Below are 22,484 nucleotides of genomic sequence, written 5' to 3'. Positions count from 1 at the left end.
CGAGAGTTCAGCCTTAATGTCAGTAATCTGCTGACGGGCTGGATTAGTTATTTACGGGCTGTTTACCGAGATTCACTAGTCAACGAATCGCACTTTGAGATTCCCTACTTGGACAATCTTAGCTTTTGGAGTTTAATAGTTTTTAACCTCGCATGACTTTTAATGTCACAAGTGTGCGTCTTGCAGGAATCAATTATCAGTAAACCAAAAAGTTTTTCCCAAAGTGCGATGCCTGGGTTGGGCTGCGCCTACGCTAGAGCTTTTGTAGCTTATGATACTTTTAAACACAGAAACTTCTAACCAGCAGACATAGTATAGATTATAAATACTTATGATTAGCTAGCCGATAATTGGTCAATGTTAACCTGATGGAATAAGTAGGTAGGCGTAATTAAATATAAGATAAAATCTCACCCTCAATCCCTCTCCGTGAGTTCGCAGAGGGAAGCCGCAGGCAGGGTGAGGTTTTAGATTTAATTTCACCCACTTACTTATCGAATGTTTCTGACTTCCTGGCTATTAGACATTTGACGCTGTAATTTGCTTACATTGTAATTATTTAGCCATTCGGTAAATTGTTCAAGTTATTTTTACATAATGCCTTAAGCAATTCTTTACTACATGCTTTCGCAAATGCGCTCCTGTTTCCGAAGCGCATTGCGTTACGCGATCGCTTTCCCCAAAACAAAACCTGCATAGCGATTGTTTCCAGGTAGACGCTCAAGAGCCAGTTCATAAACTAAATAGTAATATTACTGATTCTTCCTAGAAAAATTTAAGTTAAATATAGTATCTACTACGTATTTACTTGTACATTCCAGGTATTAAGGATTCAATCTGTAATTTATTTAATTACAAATTAATGATTAGAAAAACCTTGGTTAGAAATCAGCCAGATGTCGGCAACTTCGTAGGCAAACAGAGGATTTCTGCTGGATTTCTAACACTCAGTTTTGCGATCGCAGCAGTATTATGCAACTATCAGGATGCGATGTCTACGACGGGTTGCGCCTACGCCCAAACTCCTAATCCTCAGACGTTACCGCCTGGTCGATTAGAAGAGATTCCTGTCATTCCCTTACCGTCGGATCTGCTGCCGAAGCTACCAGACAAAAATCAATTGCTTCCATCCCCAAAAGTACCGAATCAGCCAATTCCGGGACAGGATGACCCCAATGCCAGATTTCGGGTCGATCGCATTGAAGTTGTTGGTAGTACAGTTTTCAAACCAGAACAGTTTGCGGCTATTACAAATCCCTTTGTGGGAAGAGAGCTGACATTTGCAGAATTATTGCAAATCAAAAATGCGATCACCAAGCTTTACACTGATAACGGTTATGTCACAACAGGGGCATTGATTACACCGCAGACACTGGAAGTTGGAACAATCAAAATTCAGGTGATTGAGGGCAGTCTGCAAGAAATCAAGATTATCGGTAATCGACGATTGAGCAGCAAATACATTCGCGATCGCATCCAACTTGGTGCTGGCAAACCCCTGAATATACCACGCTTACTGGAAAAGCTGCAACTACTCCGCCTCGATCCGCGAATTCAAAACCTGTCAGCCGAGTTGCAGACAGGCGTACATCCGGGAAGCAATATATTGCAAGTTGAAGTTGAAGAAGCAAAAACTTTTAACCTGACGGCAAGCCTGGATAATGGGCGATCGCCCAGTGTTGGCAGTTTTCGCCGGGGAATAGATTTGCAAGAAGCCAATTTACTGGGTTTGGGCGATACCCTGAGCGTGGGATATGCCAATACCGATGGTAGTAATACAATCAATGCCAATTACACGCTGCCGATTAATGCCCACAACGGCACTGTATTCTTTGGTTTTAGCCAAGGGTGGAATCACGTAATTGAAAAGCCATTCAGCGTCCTTGATATTCAGTCAAATACCCGATCTTACGAATTAGGCTATCGGCAACCACTGATACAAAAACCAACCCAAGAGTTGGCAATTGGGCTGTCATTCTCGCGCCAGGAAAGCCAAACTGAGTTAGGTCTTGATAACATTGGGCCGTTTAAACTCTCCCCTGGTGCAGATGCCAACGGAAAAACCAATATTTCAGCCCTGCGCTTTTTTCAAGAATATACCCAGCGAAGCAACCAATATGTATTTGCGGCGCGATCGCAATTTAGTTTAGGCGTAGATTGGTTCGATGCAAATGTCAGTAATAATGAACCAGATAGTCGCTTTTTTGCGTGGCGGGGACAGGCGCAGTGGGTGCGGCAATTAGCACCGGACACTCTATTTTTAGTCAGGGGCGATTTGCAATTGGCAGCAGATTCCTTAGTGCCTTTGGAGCAATTTGGTCTGGGTGGACAGCTAAGTATACGGGGCTATCGCCAAGACGCATTACTCACAGATAATGGCCTATTACTTTCCGCAGAATTTCGAGTCCCCATTGTCCGCGCTGCCAAGATTGGCGGAGTACTGCAACTGACACCCTTTATAGAAGTTGGCAAAGGCTGGAATGTCAAGGGCGAAAATCCATCACCGAGTACGCTTTTTAGTACTGGGTTGGGGCTGTTATGGAAACAGGGTGATCACTTCTCAGCCCGTTTTGATTGGGGTATTCCCCTAATCTCAGTGGAGGGTGAAAAGCGATCGCTCCAAGAAAATGGGCTGTACTTCTCGGTGCGCTATTCGCCGTTTTAAGGCGATCAACTTTGGACAAAATGCCAGCTTGAATATCGGCGGTTCATTTGTAAGGACAACGGCAAATTTTTATTGATACTGGACATTTAGTATTGTCAAATGGTGGGAATATTACTAGTTCTCTGGGAGGGAGTGGCATAGCAGGAGATATTGATATTCGAGCAACAGATGTATCAGTTAGCGATCCAATAATTGATCTAAATACTCAAACCTTGAGCGGGATATCGGTTTCTGTAGGAGCAAATATAGCAGGTCAAGGTGGAACTATCAACCTGACAGCAGAAAACTTGCGGGTATTCAACGGCGGGCAGATTACCTCATCGAGTCAGGGGCTGGGAGGAAATGCAGGTAATATTAACCTACAAGTTAAAAACATTGATTTACAAGGAATTTCTCAAACCACAGTCAATGGTAGTAAACTGGCTAGTGCGATCGCTGCATCCTCGACTACTCGCTCTTCTGCGGGGTCTATAAATATTAAATCCGACGCTGTACACATTCGGGATGGGGCGCAAATCACCGTCAGCAATACAGGTAAAGGAGATGCAGGGAACCTGAATATCGCTGCCAACAATATTTTTCTCGACAATGGAGCAAGCCTACAAGCTCAAGTGAATGGAGGTAGTCAGGGGAACATCCAACTCCAAGCAAATGATTATCTGCTATTACGGCACGGCAGTAATATCATCACCAATGCCGGTGGTGCTTCTACAGGGGGCAACATTAAAATTAATGCCGGATCTATTGTCGCTGTTGCCCAGAAAAACAGCGACATAGCAGCCAATGCCGTATTAGGACAAGGCGGTAACATTAAAATCACCACTCAAGGCATCTTCGGATTGAAATTTCAAGACCAACTCACCCCAGAAAGTGACATCACCGCCAGTTCCCAATTTGGGCTTAGTGGCACTGTTCAAGTTAATACTATCGGTATCGATCCAAATTCCGGCTTGGTGGAACTACCAGCAAATGTCACTGATTCATCGCAGCAAATAGCCAATGGTTGTTCTACAAGTCAAGCTAGTCGGTTTGTCGCCACGGGACGGGGTGGGATACCACAAAATCCCAATCAAGATGTGACGAGCGATGTCTACGACGGGCTACGCCTACGCACTTGGTCTGATGTCCGCGATCTCTCTGCATACCGCAAAACTGGTGATGTAACAGCCCAAATTCCCCCATCCTCAGAGGTTCTTGTCCAGGCTACAAGCTGGCATCGTAATGCTGACGGCAAAATTGAGTTAGTTGCAGATAAATCTCCGACTCAGGTGCAACAACCATTAACCTGTGCTGCTGTTACCGAAATTTAATCATGTTATTAATTATGCCCTTCAGGGGAACTATAACTTGAAATCCGTAAAGGAAGTTTTTGGTGATGAGAGCGATGTCTACGACGGGCTACGCCTACGCTTTTCTATCTACAGTCACAATCGGGTTCTTCAGTTCCACTCTGGTACTACCAGCGATCGCTCAGGTGACATCCGATGGCACTACCAACACCATTGTCAACCAAAGTGGTAATAATTTCACAATTCTTAACGGGATTGAAAAAGGTAATAATTTATTTCATAGTTTCAGTAATTTCTCTGTGCCCACTGGTGGTTCAGCTTTCTTTAACAATGCCGCAGATGTGCAAAACATCTTTAGTCGCATCACTGGCGGTACTGTTTCTAACATTGATGGTTTAATTCAAGCCAATGGTAACGCCAATTTATTTTTACTCAATCCCAATGGAATTATTTTTGGAGCCAATGCCAGATTAAATATTGGTGGTTCGTTTATTGGTACGACAGCCAATAGCATCAAATTTGCCGATGGGGTTGAGTTTAGTGCAGTTAATCCCCAAGCTAAACCATTATTAAGCATCAATGTTCCGATAGGGCTGCAAATGGGCAACAATTCCGCTCCCATCAAAGCTCAAGGGGCAGGATATACAAATAGCGGGTATTTTATCACTCGACTTCCCGATTCTACAGAATTACAGGTAAAGCCGGGGAAAACCTTGGCATTAGTGGGTGGCAATCTGCAACTAAATGGGTTTATGTTGACTGCCCCACAAGGACAAGTCGAATTGGGTAGTACAAGCGGAATCGGACAAGTTAATTTAATCCCAAATTCACGAGGTTATACTTTGGGATATGACAATGGGCAAACTTTTGGCGATATTCAACTAGCGCAAAAATCGCTCTTAGATGTCAGCGGTGTCAATGCAGGTTCGGTGGAGCTTGAGGGACGAAATATTCGATTCACCGATGCTTCGCTGGTGTTAGCGCAGAATTATGGAAATCTTCCCGGTGGAGACATTCGTCTTCAAGCATCGGCTGTGATCGATATAATTGGTACGACAAGCGATGCATCATTGTCGAGCGGGGTTCGTAGTGAAGCCTTTGGTATTGGAGCTAGTGGAAATATTGACGTTGTTGCTCAAAAGCTTACCCTCCAACAGGGAGGAGTTTTGAATAACATAACCCAGGGAAATGCTCCCAGTGGTAATATCCAAATCAATGCAAAAACAATTGAAGTGTCTGGCTTTTCACTCATAAACCCAACTGCTGTTAGTAACGGTGGTGTTAGTAACGTGAGCACTGCTAGCGATGGTTCTGGAATTGCTGGGGATGTCTTCGTCAATGGTGATAGTTTACTAATATCAGACGGAGCCTCATTATCTTCGGTTACATTTGGCAGTGGCTCTAGTGGTAAAGTTACAATTCACAATAAAAATACCACAGTTATGGGAGAAAACCCTTTTGGAGTTTATAGTTCCATTCTTGTAGGTACGTTTGCCACGGGGGATACCAAAGACTTGATACTGGATACTGGTAAGTTACAAATTTTGGATGGAGGAACAGTTGGTTCATCCGCATACTTTGTTGGTAATGGGGGAAATGTCAGCATCAATGCTAGTGAAGCGATCGCAATTAGTGGTGGCAGTCGTAACAATAACAGTAGCATTAACTCGTCTGCCGTCCGTTTAAATCCGCAATTGCGTCAATTCTTTGGGTTGCAGGATATACTGTCGGCAAATGCAGGTAATCTCAGCATCACTACACCAAATCTGATCCTGACTAATGGTGGTACAGTGAGTGTTACTAGTCAAGGTAGTGGTAATGGCGGCATTCTCAACATCACAGCCGATCGCATCCAATTAAAAAATCAAGGCTTAATTCAGGCACAGACAGAATCTGGTAATGGGGGCGACATCCGCTTACAAGTTGGTAACTTGTTGTTTCTGCGCGACAATAGCCAAATCACCTCAACAGCAGGCGGTAATGGAAATGGAGGTAATATTAAAATCAATGCACCGATTATTATCGGATTAAATAACAGCGATATTATTGCCAATGCAGTCCAAGGAAAGGGTGGTAATATTCAAATCACTACTCAGGGAATTATCGGGCTGAAATATCGTCCCCAACTGACTCCCGAAAACGACATCACCGCCAGTTCGCAATTTGGGGTCAACGGTACAGTTCAAGTTAATAACATTGGTGTTGATCCAAATTCTGGCTTAGTCGAACTGCCAGCAAATGTAATTGATCAATCACAGCAAATTGCTACAGGCTGCGCGGATAATCAAGGCAGTCGCTTTGTCGCAACCGGACGGGGTGGTGTACCGCAAAATCCCCTTCAACAGGTGGGGAGCGATGTCTACGACGGGCTACGCCTACGCACTTGGTCTGATATCCGCAATCTGACTGCATACCGCAAAACCCAGAAGGTACAAGCACAAATGCCTGAATCCCCAGAGGTTCTTGTCCAAGCTAGTTCTTGGCATCGTAATGCTCAAGGCAAAATTGAGTTAGTGGCAGATAAATCTCCTACATACTTGCAGCAACCATTAACCTGTGCTGCTATTCCCAAAATTTAATCGTGTTATTAATCATGCCCTAAAAGGGAACTCTAACTTGAAATCAGTTAAAGGAAGTTTTTGGTATGAGAGCGATTACTTTTCTATTTATATTAACAACTGGGTTATTCACTCCAGGTATGATGCTAAGGGCGATCGCTCAGGTAACTCCTGATGGTACCCTCAACACCACTGTCTCCCAAACTGGCAATAATTTCACCATCACCAACGGCAACCGTGTTGGCAACAACCTGTTCCACAGCTTCAGCCAATTCTCAGTTCCCACCAACGGCTCGGCTTTTTTCAACAATGCCCCAGATGTGCAAAATATCTTCAGTCGCATCACTGGTGGCAATATTTCCAATATTGATGGTGTAATTAAAGCCAACGGTAGGGCTAATCTGTTTCTGCTCAATCCCAGTGGGATAATTTTCGGCGCAAATGCCCAACTTAATATTGGCGGCTCCTTTATTGGGACAACTGCTGAGAGGATTAAATTTAGCGATGGTGCTGAGTTTAGCGCAATTAGTCCCCAGTCTGCCCCGTTATTGAGTATCAATGTTCCCATTGGTTTGCAATTAGGCAGCAATCCCGCACCGATAACCGTTCAAGGCACAGGACACTCCTTGTCCAATCCCGGTGGTTCGACTCTTGTCACTCAAAATCCGAGTGCGACACAATTGCGGGTACAGCCGGGAAAAACCCTCGCTTTGGTGGGTAGCAATCTGAATCTGAATGGGGCAACTCTGACCGCCAAGCAAGGGCAAGTAGAATTAGGCAGTGTGAGTGGTGCAGGGTTAGTTAGTTTGATACCAACTGCACAGGGGTATACTTTGGGATATGAAGATGGGCAAAAGTTTGGTGATATTCAGCTTACACAGCGATCGCTATTAGATATAAGCGGAGTAAATGCGGGTTCTGTGCAAATTTGGGGTAGGCAAATTCAATTCACCGATGGCTCTCTGGTGGTAGCACGAAATTTCGGCAATCTCTCTGGCGGCGACATTCGCCTTCAGGCTACAGAGGCGATTGATTTTATTGGTACAACTGCTGATGGCACAATTCGGAGCGGGGTGCGTACTGAAGCTGTGGGTATCGGAGCTAGTGGGAACATCAGCGTGATTACTCCCAGGCTCACCCTCAAGCTGGGAGCGGGGTTGAATAGCACTTCAGTTGGAGTGGCTCCCAGTGGCAATATCCACATTGAGGCAACAGCGATTGAACTATCTGGCTTCTCACCAATCAATCCAAATAGCGTTAGTACTCTTTCTACTTCTGGCTATGGTTCTGGGAACGCTGGCGATATCTCCGTCAATGCCAATAGTTTACTGCTCTCAAATGGTGCCGCACTGACTTCAGCTACCTTTGGCAGTGGCTCCAGTGGTAAAGTGGCAATTCGCACCAATTACACCACTGTCATCGGAGAAAGCCCCTCTGGACTATATAGCAACATTAGCTCAATCACTTTTGCGACCGGAAACGCCAAAACTTTGACCCTAGATACCGCCAAGTTGCAAATTCTGGATGGGGGAGTAGTTGCCGCAACCACATTTTTTGCCGGTAATGGGGGAGATTTGAGCATTAACGCCACGGAATCCATCGAGATTAGCGGTCGCAGTCACAGCAATAATAGCAGTATCAACTCGTCTAGCATTCTACTACCTCTACTACTGCGGCAGAAATTCCATCTACCGAATATACTCACGGCAAATGCTGGTAATGTGAGCATTACCACGCCGAACCTGACGGTGACAGATGGCGCGACAGTCAGTGTCACTAGTCAAGGTAGTGGAAATGGAGGCAGTCTTGACATCATAGGCAATACTATCCGATTAGACCGTCAAGGAAGCATCCAGGCACAAACAGAATCAGGTAATGGAGGTAATGTCGCCTTACAAGTTGGCAAGTTTTTGCTTCTGCGCGACAATAGCCAAATCACCTCAACAGCAGGCGGTAATGGAAATGGAGGTAATATTAACATTAATGCACCGATTATTATTGGATTAAATAACAGCGATATTATTGCCAATGCAGTCCAAGGAAAGGGTGGTAATATTCAAATCACTACTCAGGGAATTATCGGGCTGAAATATCGTCCCCAACTGACTCCCGAAAACGACATCACCGCCAGTTCGCAATTTGGGGTCAACGGTACAGTTCAAGTTAATAACATTGGTGTTGATCCAAATTCTGGCTTAGTCGAACTGCCAGCAAATGTAATTGATCAATCACAGCAAATTGCTACAGGCTGCGCGGATAATCAAGGCAGTCGCTTTGTCGCAACCGGACGGGGTGGTGTACCGCAAAATCCCCTTCAACAGGTGGGGAGCGATGTCTACGACGGGCTACGCCTACGCACTTGGTCTGATATCCGCAATCTGACTGCATACCGCAAAACTGGTGAGGTGACAGCCCAAATTCCCCCATCCCCAGAGGTTCTTGTCCAGGCTACAAGCTGGCATCGTAATGCTGACGGCAAAGTTGAGTTAATTGCAGATAAATCTCCTACATACTTACAACAACCATTAACCTGTGCTGCTGTTAACAAAATTTAATCATGTTATTAATCATGCAATTTCGGGAACTCTAACTTGAAATCAGTAAAGGGAGTTTTTGGTGATAAAAGCGATGTCTAACGACAAGCCCAACTCTTGGAGAGGCTGCGCCAACGGGTTCGGAGGGTCACAATCGATGCCAAGCGCCAAGACTGCGACCCCCTCACCGGGAAGCGTCTACGCTTTTCTATCTACACTCACAATCGGGTTCTTGAGTTCCGCTTTGGTACTACCAGCGATACTCCTTTGGAGTCGCTGCGCGATCGCTCAGGTGACATCCGATGGCACAACTAACACCACTGTCAATCCAAGTAGTAATAATTTTACTATTCTTAACGGAATTGAAAAAGGTAATAATTTATTTCATAGCTTCAGTAATTTCTCTGTACCTACAGGTGGTTCAGCCAGATTTGATTTAATTAACACCCCAAATATTACAACTATATTCAGTCGGGTTACAGGTGGAAATGTTTCCAATATTGATGGGTTAATTAGCACGCTTAATAGTAGTAACCCGGTAAGTTTGTTTTTGATAAATCCTGCGGGGATTGTGTTTGGGGCAAATGCCCGCTTGAATATTGGTGGCTCCTTTGTGGGGACGACGGCGAATAGTATTAAGTTTGCCGATGGGACGGAATTTAGTGCTGTGAATGTTTCGGGTACTCCTTTGCTGACTATAAGTGTACCTGTAGGTTTGCAACTTGGGGCAAATGCTGGAGCGATACAAGTTCAAGGGGCAGACTTGCGAGTTAAAACCGGACAAACACTAGCGTTACTTGGTAGTCAAATCGACATGACAGGGGCAAAATTGACGGCACCAGATGGGCATATCGAACTATGGGCTGTGCAGAATGCTGGGATTCAAATGGAAAATCAAGCTCAATGGCAACTGACGAGTCCTGTGGCTACGACAAATTGGGGCACAATTACGTTACAAAAAGCTTCATTGGTTGATGCAAGTGGAATTAACGGGGGTGCAATTAACATCCGTGGACGTGGGTTGACGGTGCAGGATGGGTCGAATATTAGTTCTATTACCTTTGCTGGGCAAGGTAAGGGAATTACTGTCAAGACCACAGACTTTGTTGACCTGCTGGGTGCTTCTCTCCCAGGACAAATTAATCCTGGCATTGGAACTTCTGTAGGTATCTTTTTTGGACCTCCAGCAACTGGACGAGCTGGAGATGTAACAGTAGAGACAGGACGCTTAAAGTTAGCAAATGGAGCTTGGCTTCAGTCCTCTTCTAATGGCAACAATTCTCGCTCGGGAGATGTAACTGTTCGGGCTTCAGATGTACAGGTGGTAGGTTCTAATCCATTTTTTCAAATCCCCACCTCGATTACCACCACTCTCTTTAGTGGCAAGAACAATGAGAGTGGAAATATTTCCATCGAAACAAATCGAATGCGGCTGCAAGATGGTGGAATCGTCAGTACATCTTTGATACCCTTTGACCCTGTCTCTGCTCCCACGGGCAAGGCTGGAAATATCTCAATCCGAGCAACTGAGAGCCTTGATATCTCAGGATACACACCCTCTCTACTACTGTCTGGAGTGGGTACGAGAATTGGTCAAACAGAAGGAGACGCGGGAAATATCTCAATCGATGTTGGACGTTTGCATCTCTTTAATGGCGGGTCTATCCGCAGTACTTTATCAGGAAAAGGGAAAGCGGGAAATATCACCATTCACGCGCAAGAGGTAGCAGTTAGCGATCCAGTAATTGATGTTATCAGCAAATTACCTGGTGGCATTACTGTTTCCGCGGGTGATAATTCAGTAGGTTCAGGTGGAAATATCGCCTTAACTGCTGACAACCTACGGCTCTTTAATGGAGGACAGATCACCTCTTCCAGCCAGGGTCAGGCAAATGCGGGGAATATTAACTTACAGGTTAAAAACATTGATATCCAGGGTATGTCTCAACCTTTAACTAACGGTCAAATTTTGCCCAGTGCGATCGCAGCATCTTCAACAACTAATTTTAAGGCTGGAACGATAAATATTACATCTGATACAGTTAAAATACGCAATAGTGCGGAAGTGACCGTGAGCAATATAGGAGGCGGAGATGCAGGTAATTTGAATATTACAGCCAATAATATTTTCCTCGACAATAAAGCCAGTCTGCGATCGGAAGTCAAAGGAGGTAGTCAAGGTAACATTCACCTCCAAGCAAATGATGTTTTGCTGTTACGTCGTGGCAGTAATATTACAACTAATGCCACTGGTACTTCTACCGGAGGTAACATTGATATTACTGCTGGAGCTATTATTGCCCTTCCTGACGAAGATAGCGATATCGTTGCCAATGCGGTACTCGGAAGCGGTGGAAATATTCAAATCACCACTCAAGGCATCTTTGGGCTGAAATTCCGTCCCCAACTCACCCCAGAAAGCGACATCACCGCCAGTTCCCAATTTGGAGTGAGTGGCACTGTTCAAGTTAATACTATCGGTATCGATCCAAATTCCGGCTTAGTCGAACTACCAGCAAATGTAACCGATCCATCGCAGCAAATTGCTACAGGCTGCGCGGGTAGTCAAGGCAGCAGCTTTGTGGCAACGGGAAGGGGTGGAATACCACAAAATCCAACGCAGGATGTGAGGAGCGATGTCTACGACGGGCTACGCCTACGCACTTGGTCTGATATCCGCGATCTCTCTGCATACCGCAAAACCCAGAAGGTACAAGCCCAAATACCCCCAACCCCAGAGGTTCTTGTCCAAGCTACTTCCTGGCATCATAACGCTCAGGGCAAAATTGAGTTAGTTGCAGATATATCTCCTGCTCAGATGCAACAGTCGTTAACCTGTGCTGCTGTTCCCAAAAGTTAATCATGTTATCAACAACGCCCTAAATGGGAACTCTAATTTTAAATCCCTAAAGGAAGTTTTTGGTGATCAGAGCGATGTCTAACAACAAGCCCAACTCTTGGAGAGGCTGCGCCAACGGGTTCGGGGGGTCACAATCGACGCCAAGCGCCAAGACTGCGACCCCCTCACCGCGAAGCGTCTACGCTTTTCTATCTACACTCACAATCGGGTTCTTGAGTTCCGCTTTGGTACTACCAGCGATACTCCTTTGGAGTCGCTGCGCGATCGCTCAGGTAACGTCGGATGGTACTACAAACACCATTGTCAACCCAAGTGCTAATAATTTCACAATTATTAACGGAATTGAAAAAGGTAATAATTTATTTCATAGTTTCAGTAATTTCTCTGTGCCTACAGGTGGTTCTGCCAACTTTAATTTAATCAACACGCCAAATATTACAACCATATTTAGTCGAGTGACTGGTGGAAATGTTTCCAATATTGATGGCTTAATTCAAACTCTCAATAGTAATAATCCAGTAAGTTTGTTTTTAATGAATCCTGCGGGGATTGTCTTTGGAAAAAATGCCTCGTTGAATATTGGCGGCTCGTTTGTGGGAACAACGGCGAATAGCATTAAGTTTGCTGATGGAATAGAGTTTAGTGCGACTAATCCCGGTGCGCCGCCGTTGTTGACGATGAGTGTGCCAATTGGGTTGCAAATGGGGCAAAATCCGGGAGATATTACCGTCCAAAACACCGGACACCGTTTAATTAGTATTGGTAATGCTATAGTTTCTCCTCTGGATCGAAGTAACAATCCTGTAGGATTAAGCGTTACCTCTGGTAATAACTTGGCATTGATAGGGGGAGAAGTAGCCTTAGATGGTGGAGTGTTAAATGCACCTTCTGGACATATTGAACTCGGTAGCGCTAGTAATGGCACAGTTAATCTCAACACCTCTTCTGCTCATTGGAATTTTGATTATGGCAATATAAAGCAATTTGGGAATATTCATCTGTCCCATCAATCCCTTGCCGATGCCAGTGGCACCCCTGCGGGTTCTATTCATTTCCAGGGTCGAAATATTAGCTTGCAAGATGCGTCTGCTGCCCTATTAGTTAATCAAGGAAGCAATAATTCAGGCGACATTAGCGTTAATGCTAGTGAGTCATTGCAACTGGGGGGAGTTGGCACTGATGGATTTCCACAAAGTCGATTGCGTGCTGATAATTTTGGCGATGGTGGTGGGGGTAATATTTTGGTTTCTGCCTCCCAAGGATTCCTCTACGATGGTGGTACTATTGATGGATTCAATTTTGGTAAAGGTTCAGGAAGTAATATTTCTGTGGAAATTGGAGATTTGCTTCAAATTGTGGGATTATCACCTATTAGTGGATTGACCAGTTCACTGATTACTAACACCAGCAATTCGGGGAAAAGTGGTGATATTCGAGTAGTTACCAAAAAATTGCAGATTTTAGATGGTGCTGAGATCGACAATATTAGCTTGGCAAATGGTATGGGAGGTAATATCACGATTAATGCTGCTGATTTCATCGAAGTGATGGGGCAAAATTTTCATGATAGCCTCATAGTGGTTAGCACATTCAGCCAAGCAAATGCAGGCCAATTAACTATTAATACTGCCAAACTGAGAGTACAGGATGGAGGAGGTATCGTTGCCTCTACCGTAAATAGCGGCAATGGAGGGGATTTGGTCATCAATGCTTCAGATAGCGTTGAAGTCAGTGGAGTGAGTAGTATTTCTCGTCTCCCAAGTCGAATTGGTGCTAGGGCTGAATTATTTGCACCACCTATTCGGCAACTACTTGGATTACCAGATGTGATCACAGGTAACACGGGAAAATTCACTCTCAACACCCCGCGCTTGCAGATTACAGATGGGGCAATTGTTGGCGTTGATCATCAAGGCATTGGCGATGCTGGAAAACTGGAAATTAATGCAGGTTCAATCCGTCTTGACAATGGTGGTAAAATTACCGCCGCTACTGTTCAGGGTGAAGGCGGTAATATTTTTATCCAGGCAAATGACTTGATCGTGCGTCGTGGTAGTTCAATTGTTACTAATGCAGGTGGTATTGGCAATGGGGGCAACATCACCATTAACTCTCCCATCATCGTCGGCTTGGAAAATAGCGATATCATCGCCAACGCATTCCAAGGTAATGGGGGCAACATTCAAATCAACACCCAAGGCATATTCGGGCTAAAATACCGTAACGAACTCACAAGAGAAAACGACATCACAGCCAGTTCCAAATTTGGCGTAAACGGTACGGTAGACATCAATGATTTTGGAGTTGACCCCAATTCTGGTTTAGTAGAACTACCCGTAAACTTAACAGATACATCCCAGCAAATTGCTACAGGTTGTTCTAATAATACTGCTAGTAGTTTTGTGTCCACGGGAAGGGGTGGAATACCGCAAAATCCAACACAGCAAATTGGCAGCGATGTCTACGACGGGCTACGCCTACGCACTTGGTCTGATATCCGCGATCTCTCTGCATACCGCAAAACCCAGAAGGTACAAGCCCAAATACCCCCAACCCCAGAGGTTATTATCCAAGCTACTTCCTGGCATCGTAATGCCCAAGGCAAAATTGAGTTAGTGGCAGATAAATCTCCTGCTCAGATGCAACAGTCGTTAACCTGTGCTGCTGTTCCCAAAAGTTAATCATGTTATCAACAACGCCCTAAATGGGAACTCTAAGTTTAAATCAGGTTAAGGAAGTTTTTGGTGATGAGAGCGATGTCTACGACGGGCTACGCCTACGCTTTTCTATCTACACTCACAATCGGGTTCTTGAGTTCCGCTTTGGTACTACCAGCGATCGCTCAGGTGACATCCGATGGTACAACTAACACCATTGTCAACCCAAATGGTAATAATTACACAATTATTAATGGGATTGAAAAAGGTAATAATTTATTTCATAGCTTCAGTAATTTTTCGGTGCCGACGGGTGGTTCCGCTAGCTTTGATTTAATTAACACACCAAATATTACAACTATATTTAGTCGGGTTACGGGTGGAAATATTTCCAATATTGATGGGTTAATTCAAATTCTCAATAGCAATAACCCGGTAAGTTTGTTTTTGATGAATCCGGCGGGGATTGTCTTTGGTCAAAATGCTTCCTTGAATATTGGCGGGTCCTTTGTGGGAACAACAGCGAATAGTATTAAGTTTGCTGATGGGACGGAATTTAGTACGAATAATCCCGGTGCGCCACCCTTGTTGACGATTAGTGTACCAATTGGTTTGCAGATGGGTACTAATCCTGGAGCAATTCAAGTGCAAGGTGCCGGACACACGGGGCAATTTAGTGACTCGCTCCAGGTATCTGGGCTGAACCTTGGCACCACAGGCTTGCAAGTGCAACCCGGAAACACGCTGGCATTAGTGGGTGGAAATATTGCCCTGGATGGCGGCTTACTCTCGGCACCGGGAGGACGGATCGAGCTAGGCAGCGTCACGAGTGGCACTGTCGCCCTCAATTCAAACCCGCAGAGATTTGCCCTCAGCTATGCCAATGCTTCTGGTTTTGGCAATATTGATCTGACGCAACGGGCACTTGCTTCGACCCAGGACTTGACCAAGAGCAGTGGCGGCTCTATCCAACTGCAAGGAAAACAAGTCAGCTTGCGCGACGGCTCTCTGGTGCTGATTCAAAATCGCAGCAATCAGGCGGCGGGGGATATTACCGTCAATGCCACCGAGTCGCTGCAAATTATCGGCAAGTCACCAAATTTCACGGCATCCAGCGCTTTGGTGAACGAAACCGTCGCGCGTGGCGCTGGCGGGAATATTGTGATCAGCGCACCACAATTTCTGATCGATCAGGGCGGCTTTGTGCTGAGTCGCACTTATAGCTCGGCTCCAGCCGGCAACATTGTGGTGAACGCCAGTCAGATGGTGGTCAACGGCTTTGCCGCTAATGACTCCGATGGATTTAGATCAGGCAGTTTGCTGCTGGCATCATCGAATGGCAGCGGCAAGGGCGGCAACGTTGACATCACCACTCATAACCTGTCGATCTTGTCCGGGAGTAGGGTGTCAGCCAGCCCCATCAGTTCCGGTGTTGGCGGGGATGTTACCGTAACTGCCGATTCTATTCAGATAGACGGTGGTACGCGAACGACTAACACTTCCCTGTCAACAACAGCCTCAGGCACGGCGAATGCAGGCGATCTGACGTTGAATACTCGGACGCTATCAGTTCAATCAGGTGGGGTTGTATCGGTTTCTAGCTTCCGCTCTGGAAATTCTGGGTCGCTCACGGTGAATGCCTCAGAGTCGATCGAGGTCAACGGGACAAGGCAAACGCTAATTGGTGCCTCCGTTCTTGCCTTCTTCAATCCAAATACCCTTGCCAATGCAGGGAGAATCACACTGAATACGCCTGTGCTGACCGTTCGCAAGGCTGGAATCGTCTTGATTGATAATCGAGGATTGGGCAATGCTGGCAGCTTAACCGTGAATGCTGAACGGCTGCAACTTGATGCCGGGGGCAGCATTTTGGCATCGACAAGATCAGGCAACGGGGGTAATATCAATTTGCAACTGCAAAAGCTATTGATTCTGCGTCATGGCAGCAACATTACTACCACCGCAGGTGGCAATGGCAATGCTGGCAACATTCTCATCAATTCACCGATTATTCTGGGCTTAGAAAACAGTGACATTATTGCTAATGCTTTCCAAGGTAAAGGCGGTAACATTAATATCACAACCCAAGGCTTATTCGGGCTAAAATACCGCGATCGCCTCACGTCAGAGAACGACATCACAGCCAGTTCTCAGTTTGGACTTAACGGAAACGTGCAAATTACTAGCCCCGATGTCGATCCCAATTCTGGCTTAGTAGAATTACCAGCAAATGTCACTGATCCATCCCAGCAAATTGCCACAGGTTGCGCGAGTAATCAAGGCAGCCAATTTGTGGCAACCGGACGAGGTGGAATACCGCCAAATCCCCTTCAACAGGTGGGGAGCGATGTCTACGACGGGCTACGCCTACGAACTTGGGACGATGTGCGCGATATCTCTGCATACCGCAAAACTGGTGATGTAACAGCCCAAATTCCCCCATCCTCAGAGGTTCTTGTCCAAGCTACTTCTTGGCGACGTAATGCTGACGGCAAAGTTGAGTTAATTGCAGATAAATCTGCTACTCAGGTGCAACAACCATTAACCTGTGCTGCTGTTACCAAAATTTAATCATGTTATTAATCATGCAATTTCCGGAACTCTAACTTGAAATCAGTAAAGGAAGTTTTTGGTGATGAGAGCGACATCATAGCCAATGCACTGCGAGGACGTGGGGGTAATATTCAAATTAGCACTCACGAAATTATTGGCTTACAATATCGTCCTCAACTCACCCCAGAAAATGACATTAGTGCCAGTTCTCAATTCGGTGTTAACGGTACAGTGCAGATTAATAACATCGGTGTCGATCCCAATTCTGGCTTAGTTGAATTGCCTACAAATGTGACTGATTTATCGCAACAAATAGCTACAAGTTGTTCTAATAATACTGGAAGTAGTTTTGTCGCCACAGGGCGAGGTGGAATACCCCAAAATCCCAGTCAGGATGTGAGGAGCGATGTCTACGACGGGCTACGCCTACGCACTTGGTCTGATATCCGCGGATATCTCTGCATACCGCAAAACCCAGAAGGTACAAGCCCAAATACCCCCAAAAGAGGAAGTTCTTATCCAAGCTACTTCCTGGCATTGCAACGCCCAAGGCAAAATGAATCGAGTTAGTTGCAGATAAATCTCCTACATACGTGCAACAACTATTAAACTGTGCTACTATTGCCAGGAATTAATTTTTGGCGTTAACGGTCTAATTCTCCAAAGCGATCGCGATACTGCTGGAGCAGCGCTTGCATATCCTGCAATTGTTGCTCCGCCCGTTCTGCCCGTTGCTCCAACTCCACCGAACTCAAAAATTGCCGCCCATCTGGTCGGTAAATCACCAGTTCATGGTTGCCCACTGCAAACCGAATCCCCAACAGAGGACTCGTCCACCCATCCATCTGAGCAATTGGTAGCAATTGTTCATTTTGCCGTCGCCAACCTTTTAGCTCGTAGCGGTCTCGGTCATACTGATAATATTCTTCCACCCCATAAGTTTGGTAAAACTCTAGCTTGTGTTCCATCTCCGAAGCATTATTGCTGGGTGAGATAATTTCGTATACCACTTGTGGGGCAATGTTGTCTTCCTGCCACTGTTTGTAAGACCCCCGGCATCCTTTAGGTCTACCAAACACCACCATTGTATCCGGTGCAACGGGTGAGATTAAGCGCGATTTCACCGGGAACCATAGCAAATCTCCCGCCACAAACACATTAGGTTGATCAGCAAATAGAATTTCCAGATTTTCTTTAATTAGGACGATCCAACGAAACTGTTCAGTATTATCTGCCATTCGTATGCCGTCGCTGTCGGGGAAATGCAAATCTGCATCGGTGCGAAAGAAGGTGGTCATAGGTTAACCCGGAATGACACAGTATTTTAATTCTATGCGATCGCCCGCGAGGTCAATCAATTTTGGATTTTAGATTTTAGATTGACCCCAGCAATCAAGTCAGGGGCAAGTCATTTAATTTACGATGTTTGGATTTTAGATTTATTCTCGCGTTTAAATTCGCTTGCTCTCAGACCTTTTTAAATTTTGGATTTTGAATTTTCTTTTCCATTATCCAAAATTTAAAATTTGGTGATAGATCCCATTATGAATTGGGCAATATGACTGTATTGATATCTCAAATACCTTTATTGTGAGTGTTCAAAATAAAATCTTGGTATTATTTATGGCTTTGGGAATTAAACAAACTCGTTGGCTATATGTCAGCCTCAGTGTTTTAAGTTTGTGTTTAGCATTTACCATTACATCTGTAAAAGCATCTCCACCAGTAATAACAACAGTTCTCTCTTCTTCCCAACCGACCAATGGGCTAGAACAGGGACGGAACCTTTACCAATCAGGGCGCTTTGCAGAAGCTGTTACAGCTTGGCAAACGGCAGCACAACACTACCATAGCCAAGGCGATCGCCTTAACGAAGCTCTCGGTTTGAGTTATCTTTCATTGGCACAACAGGAACTTAATCAATGGCAAGCAGCCCAACAGTCTATTGAGCAAAGTCTAAAACTATTGCAAACAAATAAACCCTCTGCTGATGCAATTCTTTGGGCGCAAGCATTCAATACGCAAGCAAGTTTGCAATTGCACACTGGTAAAGCTGAAACCGCCCTCGAAAGTTGGCAACAAGCTGAAAAATTTTATGAACAAGCAGGCGACAAAATGGGTAGCTTGGGTAGTCAAATCAACCAAGCACAAGCTTTACAAACTTTAGGATTTTACCGCCGTTCTAAACAACAGTTGGAGGTGCTGACTGAAAAACTCCAAGGGATGCCGGATAATGAAATCAAAGTTAGCGGATTGCGATCGCTTGCTTTAGCCTTGGAAATGATTGGCGACTCTGGCAACAATCAACAGATTTTAGAGCAAAGTTTAGCGATCGCTAGCAAAATTGCAGCCAAACCCCAGTTGAGTTCTATTCTGATCAGCTTAGGCCAAACTGCCATTGACTTGCAAGATCCAAATGCGGCATTTGATTACTTTGAACAGGCTCAACTCTTAGCCACTAACCCAGGCGATCAGTTACAAGCGCGTTTAGCTCAGTTTAAACTTTTCCTCGATTACGACAAACCTGAGTTGGCTACCCCACTTGCACCCCAACTACTCCAACAACTTCGGGAACTGCCCCCCAGTCACATCTCCCTCTACGCAGCGATCAATTTTGTTGGTATTCTCACCCTCAATCGCCAGTCAAATCCTGACCAAATCTTACCCCTCAAAGATTTGGCGCAACTGATGGCAGTCACAGTCAAGTCTGCACAGCAGATTAAAGATGCTCAATCAGAAGCTTATGCACTACATCAGTGGGCAAAACTCTATCGTCGTACACAGCAGATATCTGAAGCACAGGAATTAGCTCAGAAATCTCTCGATATTGCCCGTCAACTCCAAGCTAACGATATCATTGCTCAATCTGCTTGGCAGGTGGGACAGTTGTATAAACAACAGGGCGATCGCTCCAAAGCAATTACTGCCTATACAGAAGCCGTCAATGCCTTAAAGGCACTGCGGGGGGATTTGGTGGCTATCAACCCTGACGTCCAGTTCTCTTTTCGCAGCAGTGTGGAGCCTGTCTACCGGGAACTGGTTGATTTACTTCTAGAGAATCAACCGAGTCAAGCAGAACTCATACAAGCTCGTGAATTGATTGAGGCACTCCAAATTGCCGAACTCGATAACTTTTTTCGGGAAGCCTGTTTAGATAGAACTCAACAGATTGATCAGGTTGATCCCACTGCAACCGTCCTTTATCCGATCATTCTACCAGATCGTTTAACAGTAATCCTCTCGAAAGCCGGCCAACCACTCCGTTCCTATGTTACTTACAAATCTAAAGCTGAAATTGAGCAGACTCTAGACAATTTTTTGGTTACTCTTAACCCTGTCTCGGATTTCAAAGAGCGCGATCGATTCTCCCAACAGATTTATAATTGGTTGATTCGTCCCGCCGAAGCAGAGCAAGCATTCATTGATACTAAGACATTGGTGTTTGTTTTAGATGGTCGGTTGCGGAACATTCCGATAGCAGCTTTGTATGATGGTAAGCAATATCTGATCGAGAAGTATGCTGTGGCGCTCTCACCAGGATTGCAACTGATGGCTACGCGATCGCTTCATCAAAATCATCTCAGTGCGATCGTCGGTGGCATTAGCCAAGCTCGCGGTGGCTTTAGTGCTTTGCCGGGTGTGGAATCAGAAGTGAAACAAATCTCCAAGTCGGTGTCCTCCTCTATGTTGCTGAACCAGGAATTCACCAGTCAAGCCCTTGCTGAACGGGTGAAATCCAGTAGTGCCAGTATTGTCCACCTAGCAACCCACGGACAGTTTAGTTCCCGCCTTGAAGATACCTTCTTGCTCACTTGGGATGGAAAAGTCAGCGTTAAAGAGTTATCTGAACTCCTGAAAAATCGGGGTAGCGATCCCTCGAAAGCCATCGAGTTGCTGGTACTAAGTGCTTGCGATACAGCAGCCGGAGACGATCGCGCCGTCCTTGGATTGGCGGGTTTGGCTGTCAAATCCGGCGCTCGCTCAACGATCGCCACCCTATGGCCTGTTAAAGATCAGGCAGCCGCGATCCTCATGACTCGCTTCTATAACCAACTGCGACAACCCAAAATCACTAAAGCTGAAGCACTAAGACAAGCACAAATTAGCCTAATTCGCCAAACTGATTTTCACGATCCGTTCTTTTGGTCTGGCTTTGTTTTGATCGGTAACTGGATTTAGCTACGTAATAAAACGTAGTTTTATGTAGAGATTTTAACTCATTTTTTACACTACTTTCGCTAAACCTCGCCTATACTACTAATAGAAGTTCCCTGATTTGACAGTTGCTTGGACTTATTCTCTGAGCGAATGCCATACTTGAAGGAAACGTATTATGTATCACATTTCAATTACATCAGGTAAAACATTATGAAACGTCGATATTTAGCTAGTACATTAAGCGTCATCGCTCTGATCGCTAGTAGTGCATGGACTAGTGCGCGTGCTGTTACATTTACCCCGCCCACCAACAGTGGCTCTCCCAGTCAAGCAACTGGAGGAGCTTCTCGCGGTAGTATGTTTACTCCTAGTGCCGGGAAAGGTGCGCCTAGACAAGCAACTGGAGGAGCTTCTCGTGGCAACCTCTTTACTCCTAGTGCCGGGAAGGGTGCGCCCAGTCAAGCAACGGGAGGAGCTTCTCGCGGCAGCCTGTTTACACCTGCTGCTGGGAAGGGTACGCCCAGTCAAGCAACGGGAGGAGCTTCTCGCGGCGACCTCTTTACACCTGCTGCTGGGAAGGGTACGCCTCAACAAGCAAGTGGGGGTGCTTCTCGCGTGGGTACTTACTACTTAAATCCATCGACTGTAAGTACAACACAACCAGCAGCACTAATCGCCCTCTTGCCCCAAAACTTTTATGGCACAACAGTGTCTGAACGTCCCACAATTCTGGTGTATCTTCCGGCTTCCAATGCCCAAGAAGCCGTGTTCAGCCTCAAGGATGAAGCTGGTAATATGCAACATCAGATGAAAATTCCAGTTGCAGGAAAAACTGGGGTAATTGCGATCAAGTTACCAGCCAATGCACCTGCTTTAACAGTTGGCAAAAACTATCAATGGTTCCTAGCAGTGAAAGTAGATGGAGAACTTAGTCCGAGTACGCCTTACGTCGATGGTTGGGTTAAGCGTATCCAGCCCAGCCCTGAGTTGGCAACAGCAATGCAAGAGCAAGATGCTCTGAAGCGGGCTACTATTTTGGGTAAAAATGGTGTTTGGTATGACTGTGTGGCAACACTTGCAACGGTATATACCGCCCAACCTAGCAATCCAACCCTCCGCAAACAATGGGAAGAACTTCTGTCCTCAGTGAGTTTGAAGGAGATTGTAACAGCGAACTTATTAGCATCTACTAACTAATGTCAGGTTAATC

Annotated in this window: 9 protein-coding genes and 2 pseudogenes; 10 read left to right on the top strand and 1 reads right to left on the bottom strand. The window is 45.5% G+C overall.

Features of this window, described 5'->3' with window-relative positions:
• Positions 1 to 862 precede the first annotated feature (862 nt).
• From V7K31_RS13925 to V7K31_RS13890, 8 genes and pseudogenes are all read left to right on the top strand, one after another.
• Entirely contained in the window at positions 863 to 2,665 is a 1,803-nt protein-coding gene (locus tag V7K31_RS13925) for a ShlB/FhaC/HecB family hemolysin secretion/activation protein (RefSeq protein ID WP_442941282.1), read from the top strand.
• A 65-nt stretch (positions 2,666 to 2,730) separates the two neighbouring features.
• Positions 2,731 to 3,975: pseudogene (locus V7K31_RS13920) on the top strand (S-layer family protein); the annotation flags it as partial.
• A gap of 74 nt (positions 3,976 to 4,049) precedes the next feature.
• On the top strand, positions 4,050 to 6,533 hold the full coding sequence (locus tag V7K31_RS13915) for a two-partner secretion domain-containing protein (RefSeq protein ID WP_442941284.1): 2,484 nt from the start codon (positions 4,050 to 4,052) through the stop codon (positions 6,531 to 6,533).
• A gap of 65 nt (positions 6,534 to 6,598) precedes the next feature.
• Positions 6,599 to 9,067 carry an S-layer family protein gene (locus tag V7K31_RS13910; RefSeq protein ID WP_335094914.1) on the top strand — a complete coding sequence of 823 codons (2,469 nt, stop codon included), beginning with the start codon at positions 6,599 to 6,601 and terminating at the stop codon, positions 9,065 to 9,067.
• Between the two features lie 136 nt (positions 9,068 to 9,203).
• Complete coding sequence (locus V7K31_RS13905; protein ID WP_335094913.1) at positions 9,204 to 11,906, top strand: S-layer family protein; 2,703 nt, start codon at positions 9,204 to 9,206, stop codon at positions 11,904 to 11,906.
• Positions 11,907 to 12,118: 212 nt separating this feature from the next.
• On the top strand, positions 12,119 to 14,587 hold the full coding sequence (locus tag V7K31_RS13900) for an S-layer family protein (protein WP_335094912.1): 2,469 nt from the start codon (positions 12,119 to 12,121) through the stop codon (positions 14,585 to 14,587).
• 75 nt (positions 14,588 to 14,662) lie between these two features.
• Positions 14,663 to 17,134 (top strand): two-partner secretion domain-containing protein, encoded by a 2,472-nt coding sequence (locus V7K31_RS13895; RefSeq protein WP_442941283.1) that lies wholly within the window; start codon positions 14,663 to 14,665, stop codon positions 17,132 to 17,134.
• 63 nt (positions 17,135 to 17,197) lie between these two features.
• A pseudogene (locus V7K31_RS13890) lies at positions 17,198 to 17,751 on the top strand (filamentous hemagglutinin); the annotation flags it as partial.
• A gap of 9 nt (positions 17,752 to 17,760) precedes the next feature.
• On the opposite strand, the gene V7K31_RS13885 reads toward V7K31_RS13890, so the two are convergent.
• Positions 17,761 to 18,414 (bottom strand): Uma2 family endonuclease, encoded by a 654-nt coding sequence (locus V7K31_RS13885; RefSeq protein WP_335094910.1) that lies wholly within the window; start codon positions 18,412 to 18,414, stop codon positions 17,761 to 17,763.
• A 325-nt stretch (positions 18,415 to 18,739) separates the two neighbouring features.
• On the opposite strand from V7K31_RS13885, the gene V7K31_RS13880 reads away from it, so the two are divergent.
• Positions 18,740 to 21,295, top strand: a complete 2,556-nt coding sequence (locus V7K31_RS13880) for a CHAT domain-containing protein (RefSeq protein WP_335094918.1) — start codon at positions 18,740 to 18,742, stop codon at positions 21,293 to 21,295.
• Positions 21,296 to 21,484: 189 nt separating this feature from the next.
• Complete coding sequence (locus V7K31_RS13875; RefSeq protein WP_335094909.1) at positions 21,485 to 22,471, top strand: DUF928 domain-containing protein; 987 nt, start codon at positions 21,485 to 21,487, stop codon at positions 22,469 to 22,471.
• The last annotated feature ends 13 nt before the right edge of the window (positions 22,472 to 22,484 follow it).

It is taken from the genome of Nostoc sp. (genome assembly GCF_036917675.1).
Lineage (GTDB): Bacteria > Cyanobacteriota > Cyanobacteriia > Cyanobacteriales > Nostocaceae > Nostoc.
The sequence above is the reverse complement of the archived record's forward strand: the minus strand, read 5'-3'. Positions and strand labels throughout refer to the sequence as shown.